The 21,392-nt window shown below is 32.7% G+C and carries 24 protein-coding genes, 1 tRNA gene and 1 other RNA gene; 10 read left to right on the forward strand and 16 right to left on the reverse strand.

Translation table 11 applies throughout. From position 1 onward, the window contains the following. Position 1: 1 nt before the first annotated feature. Complete coding sequence (locus JJ847_04355) at positions 2-1,474, reverse strand: leucyl aminopeptidase (protein ID MBO6960117.1); 1,473 nt, start codon at positions 1,472-1,474, stop codon at positions 2-4. Positions 1,475-1,498: 24 nt separating this feature from the next. Continuing rightward, entirely contained in the window at positions 1,499-2,110 is a 612-nt protein-coding gene (locus tag JJ847_04360; GenBank protein ID MBO6960118.1) for a hypothetical protein, read from the reverse strand. 151 nt (positions 2,111-2,261) lie between these two features. Between JJ847_04360 and JJ847_04365 the strand changes: the two genes are divergently transcribed. From JJ847_04365 to pyrF, 3 genes are read left to right on the forward strand one after another with little or no spacing between them, the layout of a single operon-like run. After that, the gene (locus JJ847_04365; GenBank protein MBO6960119.1) at positions 2,262-2,585 is read left to right on the forward strand and encodes a DUF1825 family protein; all 324 of its coding nucleotides are present in this window, start codon (positions 2,262-2,264) and stop codon (positions 2,583-2,585) included. Positions 2,586-2,604: 19 nt separating this feature from the next. Then, on the forward strand, positions 2,605-3,843 hold the full coding sequence (locus JJ847_04370) for a tyrosine--tRNA ligase (GenBank protein MBO6960120.1): 1,239 nt from the start codon (positions 2,605-2,607) through the stop codon (positions 3,841-3,843). A gap of 6 nt (positions 3,844-3,849) precedes the next feature. After that, positions 3,850-4,578, forward strand: a complete 729-nt coding sequence (gene pyrF / locus JJ847_04375; protein ID MBO6960121.1) for an orotidine-5'-phosphate decarboxylase — start codon at positions 3,850-3,852, stop codon at positions 4,576-4,578. Here the strand turns inward: pyrF and plsY are convergent. The 5 genes from plsY to JJ847_04400 are packed head-to-tail and all read right to left on the reverse strand — an operon-like array spanning position 4,562 to position 8,724. After that, positions 4,562-5,155 (reverse strand): glycerol-3-phosphate 1-O-acyltransferase PlsY, encoded by a 594-nt coding sequence (plsY, locus tag JJ847_04380; protein MBO6960122.1) that lies wholly within the window; start codon positions 5,153-5,155, stop codon positions 4,562-4,564. The genes pyrF and plsY overlap by 17 nt on opposite strands. Positions 5,156-5,160: 5 nt before the next feature. After that, positions 5,161-6,168, reverse strand: coding sequence for a DUF3086 domain-containing protein (locus JJ847_04385; protein ID MBO6960123.1), 1,008 nt, complete (start codon positions 6,166-6,168; stop codon positions 5,161-5,163). 35 nt (positions 6,169-6,203) lie between these two features. After that, positions 6,204-6,608 carry a DUF3119 family protein gene (locus JJ847_04390; protein ID MBO6960124.1) on the reverse strand — a complete coding sequence of 135 codons (405 nt, stop codon included), beginning with the start codon at positions 6,606-6,608 and terminating at the stop codon, positions 6,204-6,206. Between the two features lie 4 nt (positions 6,609-6,612). Next, a complete protein-coding gene (locus tag JJ847_04395; GenBank protein MBO6960125.1) occupies positions 6,613-7,368 on the reverse strand; it encodes an ABC transporter permease in 756 nt (251 codons plus the stop codon). Between the two features lie 9 nt (positions 7,369-7,377). After that, on the reverse strand, positions 7,378-8,724 hold the full coding sequence (locus JJ847_04400) for an MFS transporter (GenBank protein ID MBO6960126.1): 1,347 nt from the start codon (positions 8,722-8,724) through the stop codon (positions 7,378-7,380). 112 nt (positions 8,725-8,836) lie between these two features. Between JJ847_04400 and JJ847_04405 the strand changes: the two genes are divergently transcribed. Beyond that, a tRNA-Gly gene (locus JJ847_04405) sits at positions 8,837-8,907 on the forward strand. A gap of 1 nt (position 8,908) precedes the next feature. On the opposite strand, the gene JJ847_04410 is transcribed toward JJ847_04405, so the two are convergent. Further along, on the reverse strand, positions 8,909-10,942 hold the full coding sequence (locus JJ847_04410; protein ID MBO6960127.1) for a glycogen-debranching protein: 2,034 nt from the start codon (positions 10,940-10,942) through the stop codon (positions 8,909-8,911). A gap of 616 nt (positions 10,943-11,558) precedes the next feature. On the opposite strand from JJ847_04410, the gene JJ847_04415 reads away from it, so the two are divergent. The 4 genes from JJ847_04415 to JJ847_04430 all read left to right on the forward strand — a co-directional run bounded on the left by JJ847_04415 (position 11,559) and on the right by JJ847_04430 (position 12,891). Beyond that, a complete protein-coding gene (locus JJ847_04415) occupies positions 11,559-11,834 on the forward strand; it encodes an HU family DNA-binding protein (protein ID MBO6960128.1) in 276 nt (91 codons plus the stop codon). Between the two features lie 131 nt (positions 11,835-11,965). After that, entirely contained in the window at positions 11,966-12,277 is a 312-nt protein-coding gene (locus tag JJ847_04420; GenBank protein ID MBO6960129.1) for a hypothetical protein, read from the forward strand. A 55-nt stretch (positions 12,278-12,332) separates the two neighbouring features. Then, on the forward strand, positions 12,333-12,578 hold the full coding sequence (locus JJ847_04425; GenBank protein ID MBO6960130.1) for a hypothetical protein: 246 nt from the start codon (positions 12,333-12,335) through the stop codon (positions 12,576-12,578). Between the two features lie 55 nt (positions 12,579-12,633). Further along, positions 12,634-12,891, forward strand: a complete 258-nt coding sequence (locus JJ847_04430) for a hypothetical protein (GenBank protein MBO6960131.1) — start codon at positions 12,634-12,636, stop codon at positions 12,889-12,891. Positions 12,892-13,099: 208 nt separating this feature from the next. Here the strand turns inward: JJ847_04430 and JJ847_04435 are convergent, their stop codons facing one another. The 6 genes from JJ847_04435 to JJ847_04460 form a co-directional block, all read right to left on the reverse strand. Beyond that, positions 13,100-13,345, reverse strand: coding sequence for a high light inducible protein (locus JJ847_04435; GenBank protein ID MBO6960132.1), 246 nt, complete (start codon positions 13,343-13,345; stop codon positions 13,100-13,102). A 45-nt stretch (positions 13,346-13,390) separates the two neighbouring features. Beyond that, the gene (gene cobD / locus JJ847_04440; protein MBO6960133.1) at positions 13,391-14,416 is read right to left on the reverse strand and encodes a cobalamin biosynthesis protein CobD; all 1,026 of its coding nucleotides are present in this window, start codon (positions 14,414-14,416) and stop codon (positions 13,391-13,393) included. Then, positions 14,404-15,393, reverse strand: coding sequence for a ketol-acid reductoisomerase (gene ilvC, locus JJ847_04445; protein MBO6960134.1), 990 nt, complete (start codon positions 15,391-15,393; stop codon positions 14,404-14,406). Before ilvC ends, cobD begins: the two co-directional genes overlap by 13 nt. A gap of 116 nt (positions 15,394-15,509) precedes the next feature. Beyond that, a complete protein-coding gene (locus JJ847_04450) occupies positions 15,510-16,115 on the reverse strand; it encodes an ATP-dependent Clp protease proteolytic subunit (protein ID MBO6960135.1) in 606 nt (201 codons plus the stop codon). A 26-nt stretch (positions 16,116-16,141) separates the two neighbouring features. Then, a complete protein-coding gene (locus JJ847_04455; protein MBO6960136.1) occupies positions 16,142-16,804 on the reverse strand; it encodes an ATP-dependent Clp protease proteolytic subunit in 663 nt (220 codons plus the stop codon). A 40-nt stretch (positions 16,805-16,844) separates the two neighbouring features. Then, positions 16,845-17,954, reverse strand: coding sequence for a TRAM domain-containing protein (locus JJ847_04460; protein ID MBO6960137.1), 1,110 nt, complete (start codon positions 17,952-17,954; stop codon positions 16,845-16,847). 96 nt (positions 17,955-18,050) lie between these two features. Here JJ847_04460 and hemW point away from each other — a divergent pair, with 96 nt between their 5' ends. Then, entirely contained in the window at positions 18,051-19,274 is a 1,224-nt protein-coding gene (gene hemW / locus JJ847_04465) for a radical SAM family heme chaperone HemW (GenBank protein MBO6960138.1), read from the forward strand. Here the strand turns inward: hemW and panB are convergent. Next, positions 19,267-20,040 carry a 3-methyl-2-oxobutanoate hydroxymethyltransferase gene (panB, locus tag JJ847_04470; GenBank protein MBO6960139.1) on the reverse strand — a complete coding sequence of 258 codons (774 nt, stop codon included), beginning with the start codon at positions 20,038-20,040 and terminating at the stop codon, positions 19,267-19,269. The two genes, hemW and panB, sit on opposite strands and share 8 nt — an antisense overlap. A 46-nt stretch (positions 20,041-20,086) precedes the next feature. On the opposite strand from panB, the gene ffs reads away from it, so the two are divergent. Then, positions 20,087-20,183, forward strand: an RNA gene (ffs, locus tag JJ847_04475) — signal recognition particle sRNA small type. Between the two features lie 12 nt (positions 20,184-20,195). Here the strand turns inward: ffs and ftsZ are convergent. Beyond that, positions 20,196-21,311 carry a cell division protein FtsZ gene (ftsZ, locus tag JJ847_04480; protein MBO6960140.1) on the reverse strand — a complete coding sequence of 372 codons (1,116 nt, stop codon included), beginning with the start codon at positions 21,309-21,311 and terminating at the stop codon, positions 20,196-20,198. Between the last annotated feature and the right edge of the window lie 81 nt (positions 21,312-21,392).

Here is a 21,392-nt window from a genome sequence, read left to right on the forward strand (position 1 = left end):
GTTATTTATTTTTAATCCATTGAACAAGAGTTTTAACTCCAAAACCAGTTGCACCTGATGGATTAATCCCCTTATTCTTATCAGTCCAACATGTCCCAGCTATATCGATATGAGCCCATTTAATCTCTTTATCAAAGAATTCCTCTAAAAATAAAGCAGCAGTTATTGACCCTCCTGCTCTAGGGCCTGTATTTTTCATATCAGCTATATGCGACTTTAACCCTTCTTTATAAGATTTTTGTAAAGGCATTTGCCATAGGTCTTCTCCAGCTTGGGCTGATGCAACTTTTAGCTCATTTGCTAGATCATTATTATTGCTCCAGAAACCAGCTACATCATTCCCTAATGCAACAACAATAGCTCCTGTTAGAGTGGCAAGATCTATTATTGAATCCGGTTTCAAATTGGATGCATAAGTTAAAGCATCAGCTAATGTGAGCCTACCCTCTGCATCAGTGTTATTTATTTCAATTGTTTTACCATTAGATGCCTTAACTACATCTCCAGGATGCACTGCAGATCCATTTATCATGTTTTCGCAAGCTGCCACAATAAAATGTATTTCTAGTCCCTTGGGTTTTATTGCTCCAAGTGCTTTTGCCGCTCCTAACACTGCAGCGCTTCCGCCCATGTCATATTTCATCATTTCAATTTGAGAGGCTCCGACTTTCAGGTTGTATCCTCCAGAATCAAAGGTTAGACCCTTCCCAACAAGCGCAATCTTTTCTTTTATAGGACCTTCTGACTTCAAAGTAAGATGTATAAATTTAGGATCTAGATCAGAACCTTTTGCTACAGCTAAATATGCTCCCATTCCTAAATCTTCGCATTCTTTTGCCTCTAAGATTTTTACTTCCAAGCCATGATCTTTTGCTATTCGAGAGGCTTGTATAGACATTTCCTGAGGTGTAAGACTATTTGGAGGAGCGGCTACAAGTCTTCTAGCTAGTTCTACACCTTCACATATTTTATCTGTATCTTCAAAGCTAATATTCTCAAATTTTTTTAAATTCAAAAACTCTATTTCTTTAAGAACTTTCTCTTCATCTTTTTTCTTGTTGAATCTATTGTCCTTGTAAGCAGATAATCTGACTGACTCTGCTAATTGATTAATTTCTAGCTGTGAATTTATTAATTCCCAAGGAAGCAAGATGCTGATTTTTTCATTTTTATCAACAGTTTTCCTAATTAGATTTCCTATGGAGTTTTCTATATCACTTTTATTGAGATCTTTCGATTTGCCAAGTCCAACTATTATTAAAGTTTCTAATTTTTGATCTAAAAATTCAAAGCATAGAGTTTTTTCTTTTTCTCCTTTGAATTTTTTTTGAGTAACTTTTTTTAGTAATAATTTCGGGTCAACAACAAATTTTATTTTTTCCAGTTGGCTTGAAATTTCTTCCTCTAAAACCCCAAAAATTAATGAAGCGCCTTGCCAGTTATCTAGATTTTTTTGGAATGTGGAAAATTGCATTTGTAAAATAGATTTAATTAACTTTTAGTTGTTTGTGAAAGTAGTTGCCCACCTATGCCGGGTTTCTTTATTAAAAGGTGGTAACCATAAATATATCAGTTGCTGTTCTAATTTACGCCTTAATTTTACTTCTTTAGGTACATCTAAGAAGAAACGAATATCTTGGTGACTTGAGAGGTTGTTATTAGCTAAGGCTTCCTTATAGTTCATAAGGTAATTTTTACAGTCATGTTCTCCCTTCCATCTTTTATTTGCTGAATTTGTTTCTCCTATATATAGGATTATTTTAGAACTCTCCATCGAGTCAATCACAAAATACATTGCTGGACCATTATGTATATATTGATTAGTTCTCCAGAAGTTCAATGATAATGGCTGAAGGGAAAACGGATCAATTTTTCTTTCATCAAAAATTTTATTTATAGGAAGGCTTGTTTGACACAAAGTTTTATTTTGAGCATCTTTTGAAATTTTAAATTGGTGATTATGGATTCTATTTCTCCATTCAGTTAGGATTTCGCCCTTGATTTTTAGATTATTTGAGTGTTGAAAATTAATTGATGTATTTACATTTGAACCAAATAATTCAAATTGTCTCTCTTGATTTGAATTATTATTTACTTTGAATTTTTCCAATATTTTTGAAACATGTCTACTAAATTTAATTCTGAATAAATATAAATCAAAGAATTATTTATAAACTAAAATTTATTAATGTTCTAATCAATTTAAAAGATTCTTGTTATCTTGTAATTGAGCCTTAATCTTGCGAAGTAAAAAAATAGAAATGGGATTTTTTGAATCTGACATCGTTCAAGAAGAAGCTAAAAAGCTTTTTACAGATTACCAAGAACTTATGAAACTTGGCTCTGATTATGGAAAATTTGATAGAGAAGGGAAAAAAATGTTTATCAAAAAAATGGAATCTCTTATGGATCGTTATAAGGTTTTTATGAAGAGATTTGAATTGTCTGAAGATTTTCAAGCCAAAATGACAGTAGAACAATTAAAGACACAGTTAAGTCAATTTGGGATTACTCCTGATCAAATGTTCGATCAGATGAATAAAACCTTAATAAGAATGAAGGATGAACTTGATAAAACTTCTTAAATTTAACGTTTAAATCTTCATGTTAGATAATTTAATAGTGCCATCATGGTTGTCAAGAGGAATAGAAGAATATTTCCCAATTAAGGGAACAGATCAAACTTTCTCGGAGATAATTGATCATGCGAAAAAAAATAATAAAAAATTAAGGGTTAAACTTGGAATCGATCCAACTGGAACTGATATTCATCTTGGGCACAGCATATTGTTCAAAAAACTTAGGGCATTCCAAGATAATGGACATGTTGCAGTTTTAATTATTGGAGATTTTACTGCTCAAATTGGAGACCCAACTGGAAAAAATAAAACAAGAGTACAGTTATCGGAAAAACAAGTTAGGGATAATGCAAAAACATACTTAACCCAACTAGGAATGGGTAAACCAGCTAATGAATCTATTTTAGATTTTGATTCAAAAGATAGAATAGAAATCAGATATAACAGCGAATGGTTAAAAGGATTAGACCTTAATTCGATAATTAAATTAATGGGGAGTGCAACAGTCAGCCAAATGCTAGCTAAGGAGGAATTTAATAAAAGGTACACTTCACAAGTTCCAATTGCTTTGCATGAATTTTTATATCCACTATTACAAGGTTATGATTCCGTGGTTGTTCAATCAGATATTGAGCTTGGAGGTACTGATCAGAAATTTAATATCGCAATAGGAAGAGATCTTCAAAGGCATTTTAAACAAGAACCTCAATTTGGAGTTCTTTTACCAATTTTGACAGGTTTAGATGGAATTAAGAAGATGAGTAAATCTGAATTTAACACCGTCGGTTTAACCGAAGATCCACTTTCAATGTATTCAAAATTAGAAAAAGTACCCGATAATATAATACCTACCTATTTTGAATTACTTACTGAATTAGATTTAAGTTTGCTTGATAACTCAAATCCTCGTGAATTACAGAGAAGAATGGCTTTAGAAGTTACTACTTTGTTCCACGGAGCTGAAGAAGCATTAAAGGCGCAATCAAACTGCGAAAAATTATTTCTTGGACATAAAGAAAAAGTTGGAGAAATTCCAGAGATTTCATTAAAAGAAATAGCTTTTCCAGTTAAGTTTTTTTACTTGCTAAGTGCGCTAAAACTTTTCAAATCTAGCAGCGAATCCAAAAGATCTATTAAAGGTGGGGGTGTAAAAATTGATAGTCAGAAAGTAATAAATCCTGATTTAGTTTTTAATTCAAAAAATGATTTGGAAGGTAAAATTTTGCAAATTGGAAAAAAAATAATTAAGAGGTTTGAAAACTGAAAATTGATGAATAATAGATTTAATTCAGAAGATAAAATAATATTGGCAATTGATGGATTAGATGTAAATCAAGCAAAATTACTTTTGGAAAAATGTCCTAATATCAAGTGGGTGAAAGTTGGTTTAGAGCTTTTTGTTAGGGAAGGTCCAAGAGTTATTGAAATATTAAAAGGTTTAAATAAAAAAATTTTTTTAGATTTAAAATTTCATGATATTCCAAATACAATGCGTGCATCATGTTTCGAAGTTTCAAAATTAGGAGTTGATATAATTTCTATACACGCTTCAGCGGGTTTAAAAGCACTTAAGGATTCGAAGAAAGCATCTTTAGAGGGAGCCACCTCAGTAAGTGTTAAACCTCCATTTGTTGTTGGAATAACTGTTTTAACAAGCTTTTCTCTTAAAGATTTTCAAACTGATCTTGATAGAAATAATTCAATTGAAGAAAATGTATTGAGACTTGCAAAATTATCTTTTGATGCTGGATTAGATGGATGTGTTTGTTCCCCTTGGGAGGTAAAAATGTTGAGATCTATTTATAAGAATAATTTTGAACTTATTACACCAGGTATCAGATTAAATATTGATAGTAAAGATGATCAAAATAGAATTATGACTCCCTATGAAGCTATAGAGAATGGAGCTTCTAAGCTAGTCATTGGTAGATCAATATCAAAAGCTATAGATCCTAATAAAGCTCTAATAGAAATATTTAAATCTATTGATTCTGATTAATTTTGGACTCTTCTCCTTTAAGTAATCTTTTTATGTTTGTTCTATGTTTCCAAATTACTAATAAAGCCACAATTAAACTTATAAAAAAATAAGGGTGCATAAATTTACCTAAGTAAAAAAACATAAAAATAGGAAGTAAGATTGCTGCTGAAATACTGGATAAAGAAACAAATTTAGTTTTTGTTAGGACTATTAAAAAAATACCAAGAGATGCGAGTCCAACTTTCCAAGAAAGAGCTAAAAACATACCTAATCCAGTTGCAACCGCTTTCCCTCCTTTACATCTAAGCCATATTGGCCAAATGTGTCCTGAGATAGCGGATATCCCTGCTAAAACTTCTATTAATCCTTGATCTGTATAATATTGAGCAATTTTTACTGCAAGAAGGCCTTTCCCAACGTCAATTATAAATACAAAAAGTGCTGGCCATTTCCCAACATTTCTTAAAACATTTGTGGCACCTGTAGATCCAGAACCTATAGTTCTTAGATCTATATTTTTGAGATATTTCCCAATTAAAAAACCTGTCGGAAGTGATCCTAAAAGATAACTTGTAAAAATTATTAAGATATTCATAAAGCTTAGTTTAGTTCAAGATCATCGTAAATTTCATTATCTGAACCAGCAAATGCAACCCATAATGGGAATTGAAGTATTGGGATTTCAACAGAGGTCTCTGATGCATCAATGATAATAAATGGCAATTCTTCATTGGCTTCTAATCTGTCAGCTCTTTCGATGACACCTTCAGGTCTTTCAAAAAGAACAATCCCGCTATTAGGTCCAAAGTCATCCCTAGTGAGACCTAGTGAATCTTGCAGAATTCTTCTCCATTCACCTAATCTTTCAGGCTGTGAAGCTAAAATTAGGGTCTGAAACTGATCTCCATATAATTCGCCAAGAATAGATATAAAACCCGCTGATAGTAAGGCATTTTTTTGCCGAGATCCTCTACTTTCAAGAGAACCTCTTCCGCCCATGTTAAAGAACCAATCATCCATAATTTCTATATCCGACGAATCAAGACTCCTCCTTAATTTCCAAGGTTCAGCATAAAAATCAGGTTGCTCTGTGAAACTTGAAAAGCAACTTTTTATAATCTCTTCATCTGGTTTAAATGTTTCAGAAAGAGCTGGAACTTTTACCACATTATTTGTGATATTGTTTTGCTTTTTCTCATCAAGGGGAGATGGCTTTACGATTATTGGTTGAGAAACTAATTCTAGTTTCTCTACGTTTTGTGAAAGATTCTGCAAAGCTCCAGTTAAATACTCTTGAAAGCCTTTAACTCTTTTAGCTATATTATCTGACTGCCCTTTAAAATTTGACTCAATATCTTTTTCAATTTCATTTTTTTTTGTTTCTAACTCTTTTATTTCTTTAACTAAAGAGTCTTTTTTTGAGACGAGATCTCTAAAAATCTCATTAGAGATTTCATCAAAAGATTTATTTGGGTTGCTGTTTTTTGAGGTAATATTTTTTGGCGTTGCATTTCTCTTACTAATTTGTTTGGTTTTATTATCTGAAATTGACTTATCTAGTATTGGCTCCTTCTCAGGATTATTGTTTGAAATTTCTTTATTGGTCATTTAAGGAATTTTGATGATTAGGCAAAGTCTGAATTTTAGGAATTTTTAATTTCCAAGGAGTCAACTTTTTTTATGAGCTCATCTTTTAATTGCTTTGGATTAAATAATATTGGTAATAAATGAGGGCTGGACTTTTCTCTAAAATAAAAAATACCTGGAATTATAGGGAAAAAGAATTTCCATGATATCCAGTTCTTGAATGGAAAAATTCTAATCTCTTTCCCTAATTGTAGAACGATAAAATCATCATTTGTTATTTTTATTCTTAAGGTAAATGATTGAAGCAATAAAAAAAAGCTAAAAGAAGCAAAAACTATTGTTGGTAAAGAACCAATATTCAAAAATAAAAGCATAAAACTTAGAACTATTAGAATGATTGGTAGCTGAAATGATGGTGATATTATTACTGGGTCTTCTTTTTTTGGTTTAGTGTTAAACATCGAATCATCCAAATAAAATTTGCGTTAGCAATACATCCATTAAAGATACAGTAACAAGAGTCATCACAACAGCTCCTGTAGTACTTGTCCCAACTTCTTTTGGACCTCCTTTAGTTGTGAGTCCATATCCACAAGCAATGATTGAAATAAGTAATCCGAACACGATAGATTTTATTAACATTGAAGTTAAGTCCGAACTGGTTAAACTCACATTGCCTGATCTTACAGATGTCCAAAAAACTATTGGAGGAACTTTATAAAAAATAGTACTCCAAATTTGTCCACTCCACAAAGCTACAGATAAAAACAAAAGACATTGTATAGGAGACATTATTATCATAGATAGCAACCTTGGAACTACTAAATATTGAATAGGTTCAGTTCTTAACATTGTAATAGCCTCAATTTGTTCTGTAACTTTCATAGTGCCCAGTTGCGCAGCATAGGCAGTGGCAACTTTCCCAGTCATTAAAGTCGCTGTTAGAAGAGGAGCCATTTCTCTGGCCATCCCAACTGCTAATAAACCTCCTATTTCACTTGAAATCCCCATGCTTGTAAGTTGAGATGCGACTTGAATATTAAAAACAGTACCTGCTGCAATTCCTGTAATTAATACAATTAACAAACTTCCAGGTCCTGATTCCATGAGTTGGTCAAAGAGATCATTTTTAGAAACTTTACCTCTAAAGATAAAATTAATTGCTTGCCCGCCAATGATTAAGCTGCTTAGAAGTCTTTTAAAAAAATTAGGGTAAAACATATCTTTATATTAGTTTGTAATTGATTTTCGATCCCATTTTCTCATGATTAAAAGACCAATTACTACCAATATTGAGGGTATAAAACCAATACATAATCTAATAGTTAATTGTGCTGAGTAGCATTGTTCAATAATATTTAGACCACCTTTATTAACAAAGCATGATTGATAACCAGATAAATACAACAAAAATCCTAATAATTGGACACTAAAAGCGATACCAATCTTCTGAATAAGTACCATCCAAGCAGTATATAATCCTGCGGGTTTCTCTGGATCTTCGTCTATGGCATCAGGAAGTAGTGACCATGGGATAAGAAAAGCAGTTGAAGCTCCAATGCCAATAAGACATATTATGAAAATTAAAAGAATGAACAGAAATATGTTGCCGGCATTTAGAAATAAACTATCTCCAACTCCTGAAATTTTTGACAATGAAGGTAAAAATAAAGCTGCCGTACATGAAATGATCCACATAATGGCTCCATAATTTAAAGCTGAAATCCTATTTAATTTATTTGATACTCTGGTCCATATTTGTAGACCCATCAAAGCACTAATTTGGAAAGGTATTGGGACCCACTTTGCAATATATGTTGGTACATTTAGTACATCTTCTACATAAATTAACGCTACTGTTTGCATCAATTGTAAGGCGCACCAGAGGAGAATATAAAGCGTAATAACTTTTAGAAATTTTTTATTTCTGAAGATCCTTTTGAATTGAAGTGTTATATCTTCAAATTTTCCCGAAGGCCTTCTTGCTTTTTTTGCGAATGGAGCCAATCCCCAGCAAGAAACTAATGTTGCAAAAACTGCAATACATCCACTTATTTTACCCATTAAAAAATATTCATTTTTTGCTGATCCTTCAGAACCTAATACAGCTCCAGCAATTATTAAACCAGTTAGTCCTGCAATTATTGAGCCAGTAAATCTAGATGCGTTTAGTCTTGTTCTTATTGCTGTTTTTTCAGAAATTTCAGTAGATAGAGCTGCAAAAGGAAGATTAATACTTGTATAAGCAGTCATTACGACTATAGAAATTATTGCATAGTAAATAGTCTTGGTTAGAACGGAACCAGTGGGTGTCCACCATATCGCGGCTAAAGAAAACCCAAGAGGAACAGATGCTACTACCATCCAAGGGATTCTAGGCCCCCATCTTGATTTGGTACGATCACTTAACCATCCAATTAAAGGATCGTTTACTGCATCCCATATCTTTATTAACATTAATAATGAACCTGCAATTATTACTGGTAAACCTGCAGAAATAAAGAATTTGAACAGAAAAAAACCAAATTGCGTCGCGACTAAACCTGTGCCTGCATCTCCTAGCCCATAAGAGAGCATTAATCTTGTTGTTGATCTCGTAATATTTTTTTTCGAGTGTGAATTTTCCAATCTTTTTACTTTGTGGATTGTTTGATAATGTATTATTGCAATGGTAATTCTATTACTATATGCGGGCGTGGTTTAGTGGTAAAACCTCAGCCTTCCAAGCTGAAGATGCGGGTTCGATTCCCGCCGCCCGCTTTTAGGATATATTATTTTTTGTCCCAAGTACTTCTTCTGAAATGATTAATAAAGAGCTTCTACTCTTTATTGAAACAGATTTCTCATTAATAGTTAAGGGTTCAAAAATCTCAGGCATGCTAGTGTCGATAACTTTTAACCAATTATATTTACATTTCGGTAAGGGGAAATCGATACTTTTTGAATATGCATTTAAACCTGTCCAGACCAGAGGATTACTATTACCTCTATTAATACTAAAGGCGACTGTGTGAGACCAACTACTCCAATCGGGACTATCTAACTTTGTACCATGCCAATGATATGTTGGGATATTTTCATTGGCTTGATTGTTAGGGGGAAATGATGGATTAAAAATGTTTATTAGTTTTTTTCGGATTTTTATAACGTATTTAAAATATTCTAATAATTCCAAATCTTGTTGACCATGTTCCCAATTCATCCAGCCCAATAAGTTATTTTGGCACCAAGAATTATTATTACCGCCTTGTGACCTTCCTATCTCATCACCCATAAGTATCATTGGAACACCTTTAGAAATAAGTAGACTAAGAATAAGATTTTTTTGTTGTCTTTTTCTTAAATCATTGATTAATAAGTTTGTAGTTGGTCCCTCTATACCATGATTCCAAGAATTGTTATGGTTATCACCATCTCTATTTTGTTCTCTATTGGCAAAATTATGTTTTCTATTGAAAGTTACTAAATCTTTAAGAGTGAATCCATCATGTGAAGTAATGAAATTTATTGATTTTGGGAAGATATTATCTTCTTTATAAATAGATGGACTACCCTTGATTTTATCGCTCATATTCCAAGCTGTATCTTTATCCCCCTTCCAAAATCTTCGCAAGTCGTCTCTAAAATGTCCATTCCAAGTGAAAGTATTCTTAGATGGGAAATTACCTAATTTATATAAACCCCCACAATCCCAGGGCTCACTTATGAACTTTATATCAACAAGTTCTGGTTCACACTCTATATCTTCAAAAATCGGAGGATTATCGAGTGGTGAAAGATTTTCTCCTCTTGATAAGGCAATACCTAAATCAAATCTGAAGCCATCTACTCCAAATTCACTTGCCCAACACTTTAATGACTCAATTATTAGTTTTCTAACTAATCCTCTGTTTGCTGCAATAGTATTCCCACAACCTGATACGTCTTGATAATTTTTATCTTTCCCAATGAAGTAATAAAGATTTTCATCTATACCTTTCCAGGATATCGCGGGTCCTTTTGAATCTCCTTCAGAGGTATGATTGTATACAACATCTAGAATAACTTCAATGTCTGCCTTGTGACATTCCTCTACTAATTTTCTAAATTCCTCTTGGTTTTTTTCAGCTGATTCATTTGAAAGATATTCAAAATGTGGTGTAAACCAATTTATTGGACTATAACCCCAAAAATTTTCTAAACCATTTGGTGCATCAGTTGGATCAAAACAAAAAGTTGGAAGTAATTCAATTGTTGTAATACCAAGATCTTTGAGATAAGGAATTTTTTCTAAAAATTTCTTAAAACAACTTTCATTTTTATTTGTTGATTCAGTGAAGGCTTTTATATGGAGTTCGTAAATAATTGTTGCTTCCCAAGAATGTTTCGGTCTTGGAAAATCTTTGAAATTAAATAATTTTCTATTGCAAACAACACTTTTAAGACAAGAATTGGTATTTTCATATGACTTTAATGCATTTTCTCTTTTGTAACTCCCCCAACCTGTAATTCCTCTAGAACATGGATCGAGTAAAACTTTTTTTTCGTAGCTATTATTAACTCCATTATTTTTTTGCTTTACTCTAAAGGCATAAATGCATCCTTCCTCTAGATTGCTTATTTCAGCATGCCAGTAGGGACCTGTATTATTTTTGTGATCTAATCTCAATATGGTTTTTGGGGAAACTGAAGCCTCGGACTCAAATAATAAGATTTCAACATATTCTGCACTTGTAGCTATTAAAGAAAAATTAACTCCTGTTGATGTTAGAGAACTTCCTAAGGGAAAGGGTTTCCCTTTATAAATATGATTCACTGTCTCATCGATTAGTTAAATAATTGGATAATTTATTAAAATTCCTGATATTTGAATAATAGATGCAAATTAAAAAAAAAACTCAAATTTAAGATTTTACTGATCAATTTTATTAATTCTAGGAAATATTATTTTTGAATACATAGAAATTCCGTGATTCATTCGCTGTATCATTAAAACGATCTGGAGAAAGTGTTTAATCTTAAAAACCAGGTTTTTCTTGATTTCAAAATACAAAACACACCGTTTCATGTGATGAGAAGGAAATATATCTGAAAATTAATAAAACATAATAAATTATTTTAATTCTTGAATTTATCACCTTTTGAGATTTCCACTGATAGGAATTAAACTAAGTTTTTTAAAATTAAATCTAGTGATACCAGTCATTTTGACTGCTATCAGAATTTAGAGTTTATTTTCTCTAAAAGGAAATATTCAGCTATTAATATAAAACTTATGGTTAAAAATGCCCTCAAATTTTGTATAAAGCTTTGCGCCGCTATTATTTTCGGTTGCCGTATTCGTATTTGCTCCATATGATATGCAAGTTCGGGGTTTTTAGACTTGATTAAAAAATCATTTCTATTTAATCTCTGTTTTACTTTAAATTTCAATGAACAAAGCCGATTTAGTAAACCTGGTTTCCGCAGCAACAGGAGAAACAAAAACTGTCGTGTCTTCAATAGTTGATACGACTATTGAAACTATTGTTGATTCAGTCGTGGAAGGCAAAAAAGTCTCCATTCTAGGATTTGGTTCTTTCGAACCAAGAGATCGTTCTGCAAGACAGGGATTAAACCCTAAAACAGGCGAAAAAATTGCAATACCTGCTAAAAGAGTTCCTACATTCTCAGCAGGTAAACTTTTTAAGGATAGAGTTCAAGGGTAATCTTTTATCTAATTCTTCCTTTAATAGTAGGTGCTCTTATAGAGCATCTTTTTTTATGAATCGTAATAAAACACGATGAAGGTTACACTATAATTTTGAAACTTATCTTAAATTTTATATTTAAAAAAGTAATGAGATTCTTAACTATTTTATTTCTCAAATTTTTATTTTTAACTAATTTTCTTGTTGCAGAAACAATACCAACAAAGTCAAAAATCTTACTACATTCTAGTGAATGTATTAAAAATCCTCAAAACCAAATATGTAAGGAATTAGTTTCACAAATAGAAAGACTCCAATTAGCAATGTTTGATCAAAATAGATTCAAGTGTCAATCAAGTTTGTTGGGTTTGCAGTCGCAACTTGTTGAAGCTTATTTTTTAAAAAAATTCTCAACTAATAGAGCGCTATTTATGAGTCCTTATGTGATTAAAAATTGTTAACTATTTTAAAAATTTATTTTTTTAGAATATTATGAATTTTATTAAATAACTTCAAATGGTAAAAGGTTTCTCTGATAATGAAGTTAAGGATGATAATCAAATTAAAGATCCAATAAAAGAAAAAAAAGGTTTAGCCTCTTTTCTTAAAGGCAAAAAATTCACATATACTTTACCTGGTAAAAAACAAATAAATATTTTTGGATCGATAGTATTAGGCTTGAATCTGATATTAATATTGCTAGTCATCTTGTATCTAAATAATCAAGACTTTCATGACTTTGTTTTTAATGTTGGTAGATGACTTTTTTACTGACTGGATTTTTTTTAAATGATATATTTAAATTTTATTAATTCTTATGAAGGCGGTTAATTTGGTTTTTCAAGTATTTTTTTTGTTAGTAATTCTTCTTGTCTTGGTATATTTTTTAACAGGTTATGACTCGGCATTTGAGGCGGATCAGTTTTGTCACTCAACTTTATCAAGTTACGATAACCAATCTGGAAAATATGGTTGTGATCATGATACTGAAACACATCAGTGGATACTTTACGAGTCAAATGAAAACAATCAACCAGCTAAAATTATTAAGAAATTTAGATACAAATTCTTATAATTGAAATTTTTTATAAAAAAACTTCGCACCTATGATGGAAATAATCGCTGTAATAGTGAAGGTAAGATACTGATATATGCTTCCTTCTAGATATATCTTATTTTTATAAAGAGGATAGTCTATAAATGAACCTAATGTCCCCCAAATTATTACCCACACAGATATATATAGGAATACTTTTATTGGATTAGAATTTCTTTCTTCCATTTTAATTTATACCAAAAATTGAGGAAGTTACAGGTCTGCCGCTAAAAACTAATTCGGTTAATATTAGCATTACGAATCCGATCATGGCTGCTCTACCATTTACAAGCTCAGCACTGCTATTAAATCCAAAAACATTCTTTACTTCTTCCCCCTGATTGTCTACCCATTTTGAGTATTCATTATCAGTTGATGAAATATTGGTAAAATCATCATTTTGATTTTCAATTTTAGAGTCTTTTTCTTGCATAGAGTCTTTTTTGTTTATATTAATGATTTTTAAGCTAATTTATTATTAATTTAAACTAGAAACTATAAAAAATATCAAGATAAAAATTATTATCCAAAATAATTGTAATCTCAAAATTAATTGACAAATTAACTTAATTTTTTCACCAGTGCAATTATCTCCATCGGAATTTATTATTGGCTTTTGAATAATTTCATTTTTATATTTACTTGTTCCTCCCAATTTGATACCGGAAATATAAGCAAATATAGCTTCTGAAATCCCTGCATTAGGAGATTCATATTTTTTACCGTCAAGATAACTTCTTTTTATGATTGATATAGACTCATTAACTTTGGAACTAACTAAAGGTAATGTGATTAAAACTAATCTTGAAGGAACGAATGTAAAAATATCTTCGATTTTTGCACTAAAAAAACCTAGATATCTAAAGTAATCATATTTGTAACCTATCATAGAATCTAAGGTACTTATGGCTTTATAAGAAAAACCAAGTGATAAAGGCCCTGGTAAAAAAATTGAAAACTTTATAAAAACAATTCCAATGAATATCCAAAATAATGGACCAAATATTCCATCAACAGAATTTTCGGTAAGACTCTCGGTGCTCGATCTCAAAAGATGTTCTATAGAAGATGAACTTACATCCCTACTTACTATTCTTTGTACTTTCTCTTTGATTATTCTCTTCATTTGATCATTAATTTCATTGCATTCTATTAGCTCTGCAATTTCCTTCACACTTGAAATAAGTCCCTTAGTCGCAATACAACTTGAAATTCCAAAAAAAATTAATAATCCACTAAAAAAGTGGTTTTTTGATTGCACATAACTTAGTTCTATCAATTTTCCTAAACTAAAACTAAATCCAATAGTTGATATGGCGACAATGCAACCTCCCCAAAATAATATCTTTTTATTTTCTCCAAAATTATTTATAAAGTAATCAGATATTTTTTTGATGTAAAATCCAATTATTTGAACCGGGTGGATTAAGAATTTTGGATCGCCGATCAACAAATCAAAGCCAATTGATCCAAGAAATATTAAAAATAAATTTATTTCAGCCAACTGAACATAGAGCGCAGACCTTTACCTACTTTCTCAATTTCATGTTTTGAGTTCTCTTCCCTTAATTTTGTCATTAATGGTTTGTTTTTATCGCATTCTTCAACAAAATTCTTAGCGAAAGTTCCATCTTGAATATCTTTTAGAATTTTCTGCATTTCTTTCTTTGTATCATTATTGATAAGTCTTTTGCCACTTACATAATCTCCATATTCTGCTGTGTTGGAGATAGAATCTCTCATTTGAGATAAGCCACCCTTTACCATTAGATCAACAATTAGTTTAACTTCATGTAAGCATTCGAAGTATGCAAGTTCTGGTTGATATCCTGCCTCTACAAGAGTTTCGAATCCTGATTTAACTAGTTCTGATAAGCCTCCACATAAAACCGCTTGTTCGCCAAATAAATCAGTTTCTGTTTCTTCCTTGAAATTTGTTTCAAGTATCCCTGCTCGGGTTCCTCCAATCCCTTTAGCATAAGCCATCGCCAATGATCTCGCATTCCCAGAAGAATCCTGTTCAACGGCAAACAATGCAGGAACGCCTTGGCCATTCTGATATTCCCAACGAACAGTATGTCCAGGCCCTTTTGGGGCGATCATAACAACATCCACAAAACTAGGAGGTTTGATAAGCCCGAATCTAATATTAAAGCCATGAGCAAAACTTAATATCTTTCCTTCTTTTAAGTTTGGTTCTATTTCTTTAAGGTAAACATCTTTCTGAAACTCATCTGGTAAGAGAATCATAATCCAATCTGCTCTTTCGCAAGCTTCAGCAACACTAAAAACTTGTAAACCATCGCTTATAGCTTTGCTTTCAGACTTACTTCCTTTATATAAGCCTACAATTACATCTAAACCGCTATCTTTAAGGTTTAGTGCATGGGCATGACCTTGAGAACCATATCCAATTATCGCTATAGTTTTATTATTTAAAAGACTTAGATCAGCATCTGTGTCGTAAAAGAGTTGGGTCATTAGTTGTAGCTTCTTTACATTTGATAATTATTATTTTAGACATTAAACGTGTAAATAAACCAATAAATAATATATTTGAAAATTAAAATTAAAATATTTTTTTTGAAAATTTAAGACTAATTTGCTTCGCTTGGATGTGTGATTACTCTATCAATTAAGCCATAATTTTTTGCCTCTTCTGCACTTAGGAAATAATCTCTGTCTGTATCCTTTTCAATTTTCTCAAAAGATTGACCAGTCATATCTGCCATAGACATGTTTAGCATATCTTTAATTCTTAAAATTTCCTTAGCTTCTATTTCAATATCACTTGCTTGTCGTTGAGATGTTCCCCCAAGAGGTTGATGAATCATTATTCTACTGTGGGGTAAAGCAACTCTTTTGCCTTTCGTACCGGCGGCCAATAAGAACGCACCCATCGAGGCTGCGAGCCCTACGCATATGGTTACTACATCACTTTTTACGTATTTGATGGTGTCATAAATAGCTAAGCCAGCAGTTACTGATCCTCCAGGACTATTGATGTATAAATAGATAGGTTTGGAATTGTCATCAGAATCAAGATAAAGCATTTGTGCAACAAGGCTGTTAGCAATGCCATCGTTAACTTCCTGTCCAAGAAAAAGAATTCTTTCAACACCTAGTCTTGTATATATATCAACCCATCTTTCGTATTGACTTCCTGGAAGTCTGTAAGGCACGCTTGGAGTTCCTATTGGCATAATTTTAAAATAATTGTTTGTAGGTGTTAATTTTTATTAGGTAAATCTTTTTGACTCGTCAGTATTCTATCAATGACTCCATAATTTAGAGCTTCTTGAGGATTGAGATAACTCATCCTATCTGAGTCTTTAGAAAGTTCTTCAATAGTCTTACCAGTATTACGAGATAAAATCTCCAGCATTGATTTTTTATTTTTTAAAACTTCTTCAGCTCTTATTTGGATATCAGTTGCTTGACCTCTTGCTCCACTTATAGGTTGATGTAAAACAATAGAAGCGTGAGGAAGAGCCGCTCTTTGCCCTTTGGTGCCAGATGAAAGGATAACTGCAGCCGTTCCCATTGCTTGTCCAATACAGATTGTATGGACTGGAGGCTTAATGTAGCTTATTGTATCGCAGATAGCGAAAGCTTCTGTTTCAAAACCAACTGCGTCACCAGTGTACCAACTTGTTCCTGTTGAGTTTATATAGAAATAAATTGGTTTTTCTGGATCCTCAAACTCTAGATAAAGAAGTTGAGCAATTATTAGCTCAGTAACATCCATTCCTAGTTGTCTCTTCGCATCATCATCTGAAAATAATGGTAAGCCAAGGTAGACAATTCTCTCTTTCAGTAACAGAGAAGGTAGATCAGGGGGAGGAGTCCTCATGACGGTATTTTCGCCGTAATAAGGAGCTGATACGGTCATTGGTATAGCAAAAATATTATAATTATGATTCTAGCTTGATTTACCCCTGTGTCGCTGGTGATTTAAAAGATTTGTTTGACTCAGGATTATTTATAAGTTTCCCAAAGACCATTCTTCCTGTGGGAGTTTGTAATGCTCCTGTTATGACAATATCTAATCTGCTTCCCACAAAATTCTTTGCTTCATCAATAACTACCATTGTTCCGTCATCTAAATATCCAATACCTTGCATTTTCTCTTTACCCTCTCTTACGATTTTTATATTAAGTGATTCCCCTGGTTGTACTTCAGGTCTTAAAGCAATCACTAAATCACTCAAATTCATGACTTTTAATTCTTTAACTTCAGCAATCTGAGAGAGATTATAATCAGCAGTAATTAAAGTTCCTGACATATCTTCAGTAATTTTCAGGAGTTTTTCATCAACACCATTACCTTCATATTTTGTTGGGTTGATTACAAGTCTTCTCCCATATAAATCTCTTAGTTCCTTTAACAATTTAAGGCCTCTTCTACCTTTTGACCTCTTTTCATTACTGCTTGAGTCAGCTAAAGTTTGCAATTCATCAATTACACTTTGAGCAACAATCAATTGACCTTCTAGCAAGCCACAACTTAACAGGCCATTTATTCTTCCGTCAATAATAACACTTGTATCAAGAATCTTTGGACTTGCAGCAGGTAGTATTCCTTCATTGACAAGATAAGCCTCGGTATTATTTGGATTAAATAACCTCAATAATGTCCTCCCATGAGTATCCGCCAGCTTGTAACCAAGTACACCAAAGAAAATATTACTTAATATGGCGGATAAGGGTTTTGCAAAAAAGACCTCTCTAGGGAAAGGAATTAACAGTATTGGAGCGAGTAGGAGATTCGCAACAAGTAATCCTAAAATTAAGCCGACTGACCTACTTATTAATAAATCCGTAGGCATGGTCTTTATTTGATCAAGAAACGTCTTTCTAAGTTGAAGGAAGACAAAACCAGCTGCTAATCCTATAAAAAAACCTATTATTGCTAATACAATCCTAAAACCTTCTACATTAGATACTTGTTTAAGTATGTCTACTGGCAATAAATCAACCCCAAGCCATCCTGAAGCAGCCCCAGACAATACAAATAAAAATAATACTAAGATATCAGTCATATCTATAATCTACTAGGATTTATTAATTGAGTAAATAAGGATTTTATTTTTTTCAATCCTTAATGTTGTTTTGAAACTTAAAAATGTATTTAGATTATGAATAAGATTCCAAAAAGTGCTTATGTACATATCCCTTTTTGTCACAGAAGGTGCTTTTATTGTGATTTTGCAGTTATTCCACTAGGAAACAAAGTTGAAACTACTCTGGGTTATGGAAGTAAAACTGTTAAGGAATATTTGCACTATTTATACAAAGAAATATTGTCAATTAAGCACAAATCATCTCTTTCGACAATTTATATAGGTGGTGGTACTCCATCAATTTTGGATCCTAAACAAATCAAAGAATTAATTGACCTTTTTAAAGAAAATTTTGGAATTGACTATGGTGCTGAAATCACGATGGAGGTTGACCCAGCTAGTTTTAATCAAGATGATCTTTATGGATTCATAAATGCTGGTATAAATAGACTTAGTCTTGGAGTACAAAGTTTTAATAATCAGATACTTCAAAATTCAGGAAGGCGGCATTTGACAGAAGATGCTGAAAAGTCTTGTTTATGGTTGAAGAGTGTATTTGATTCTGGGTTAATTAAAAGCTGGAGCTTAGATTTAATTCAAAACTTACCACTATGTGGATTTCAAGAGTGGCAAGATGATTTAAAAAAAGCAATAGCGTTTTCACCACCACATTTATCCATTTATGATTTAAATATCGAAGATGGCACTGTTTTTAAAAAATTATTTAATTTAGGAAAATTAGAAATTCCTAGTGATGAAGAAGCTTTTAGAAATAGTCAATCAACTCATATAATCTTAAAAGAATCAGGGTATGCAAGATATGAAATTTCAAACTATTGTCTCCCTAGGCATCAATCAAGACATAACAGAGTGTATTGGAGTGGTTCAGGTTGGTGGGGTTTTGGGCAAGGCTCTACTAGTTCACCTTGGGGGGTAAAGTTTACTAGACCAAGAATTAGTAAAGAATATAAAGAATGGGTAATTGGACAATACGAACTTAATCTAGATGCTTCTCTAATAAATAAAAAATTTGTCTATAAAGAGCTTGATGAGAAAATAATGTTGGGATTGAGACTTAAAGAGGGTGTAGATATATATGAAGTTTTTAAAAAACAAAACTGGGAAAACAAAAAATTTGAAAGTAATTTAAGTAAATTGCTTAAAAAATGGGAAAGGTTTCTTGAAAGTGGACTATTGGTGAGAAAGGGGAATAGATTCTTTTTAAGTGATCCAAAAGGAATGGAGCTTAGTAATCAAATTCTTATTGCCATGTTTAAGTGGTGGGATGAGATCAACTAAGTCTTTCAGAGGATACCCATTCTTCTAATTTTTCCTTAAATAATTCTTTCCCTTGAATAATCGGTTGGCAAAATGGTGGTTGCTCCTCATTAAGACCCAATAAATCTGCAGTAACTCTTACTTGCCCATCGCAATAATTACCTGCACCGATTCCTATTGTGGGAATTTTTAAGTTATTTTGTATCTCTTTTGCAAGTAACTCAGGGATATGTTCAAGAACTATTGAAAAACAGCCTAATTTTTCAAGAATTGCTGCCTCTTTCTTGATTCTTTCTTGGCTTTCTAAACTTTTTCCTTGTTTCTTTAATCCTAGATTTAAATAGCTTTGTGGAGTAAGTCCTATGTGACCCATAACAGGGATTCCCATCCTTATCAATCTAGAAATAACTTTTTGTATTTCTGGTTCAGCACCTTCAACCTTTACAGCTTTCGCATTAGTGTTTTGAATTATTTTCCCTGCATACTCCACTGCTTTGTCCTCCCCACATTGGTAAGTCAGAAAAGGCATGTCGGTAACAATTAAAGGCTGTTCTTCAATTTTCTTTTTAAACCCTCTCGAAACAGCATTTGTATGATAAATTATGTTTTCTAAAGTTAATGGTAAGGTGGATTTGAATCCTAAACATACCATTGCAAGGGAATCTCCTACCAAGACTAGATCAACATTGGCTTGTTCTAAAATAGATCCTGATATAGAGTCCCAAGCAGTTAACGCAATAATTTTCTGAGATTTTTCTTTGTACTTGACGAGTTCTGAAGGTAACATAATTATCTATGTATCTTTTTTAATCAAGAATTGCTAATATATCACTGACTCGGCCTTTCGCGGTTTTAACGCCTAAACCTGGTCAGGACCGGAAGGTAGCAGCCACAAGGGATGCTTGAGGCAGGCGAGATATCCGAGTCACCTTATTTTACCTACTAATCTATTTCTTTTTTGTTTTGCCTTAATCTCAAAAAATCAGGAATATTCGCACCTTTATCTTTGTTATCGGAAATATTATAAAAAGCTTGATTAGATAATCTATTTTTAATTCTTTGTTGATTCATTTGTTGGTTTGTTTCAAAACCTGTTGCAATGACTGTAACTTCTATCTCGCCCTCCATCGCTTCGTTAACCGCCTGACCAACTATTATATTTGCATCAGGATCTACAACACCACTAATAACTTCTCCAACTGAATTCACATCATCAAGGGTTAAATCTTCACCTCCAGTGATATTTACAAGGCAACCCTTTGCTCCATCAATTCTTCCTGCTTCTAGTAATGGACTATTAATTGCAGCTTGTGCCGCTTCTACAGCTCTAGATCGACCAGATCCTTTACCCATTCCAAGAAGCGCTGTACCTGCTTCAGTCATGACTGATCTTACATCAGCAAAGTCAAGATTTACCTCACCTGGACGGGTAATGACTTCACTAATACCTTTAACTCCCATTCTTAAAACATCATCAGCGTTGCGAAACGCTTCCTGAATAGAAGCACCCGCAGAAACTTCTTTTAACCGATCATTTGGGATGACAATAAGAGTATCGACATTTTCTGCCAATCTTGCAATTCCTTCTTCAGCTTGGCGCATTCTCCTTTTACCTTCAAAAGAAAAAGGTTTAGTTACTATACCAATTGTTAATGCACCGCTTTGCTTTGCAACTTCAGCAACAACTGGAGCTGCTCCTGTGCCAGTACCTCCACCCATTCCTGCCGCTATAAAAACCAAATCGGAACCCTCTAATGATTGTTGTAATTCCTCTCTAGATTCTTCTGCAGCCTTTTGTCCAATACTTGGATTACCTCCCGCTCCCAGCCCTCTTGTTAGGTTCTGACCTAATTGAATCCTTCTCTGTGCAGAAGACTGAAGTAAAGCTTGTGCATCAGTATTAAGAACTCTGAAGGAAACACCTTCAAGATCACTATTAATCATCCTGTTTACGGCATTACTTCCACCACCTCCAACGCCAATAACTTCAATTTTGGCATTCTGACTTGGAAGGATGTCTTTTGATTGATCAAAGTTTGGATTGTTACCGAAGCTCATCTCTTGAAATAGGGATCTAATACTAATATTGGGTGCATTATGAACTCACTAAGCACATCTGTAGGAAATTGTTGAGGAAAT

The sequence above is a fragment of the Prochlorococcus marinus CUG1438 genome (genome assembly GCA_017644325.1).
Taxonomy (GTDB): domain Bacteria; phylum Cyanobacteriota; class Cyanobacteriia; order PCC-6307; family Cyanobiaceae; genus Prochlorococcus_A; species Prochlorococcus_A marinus_AA.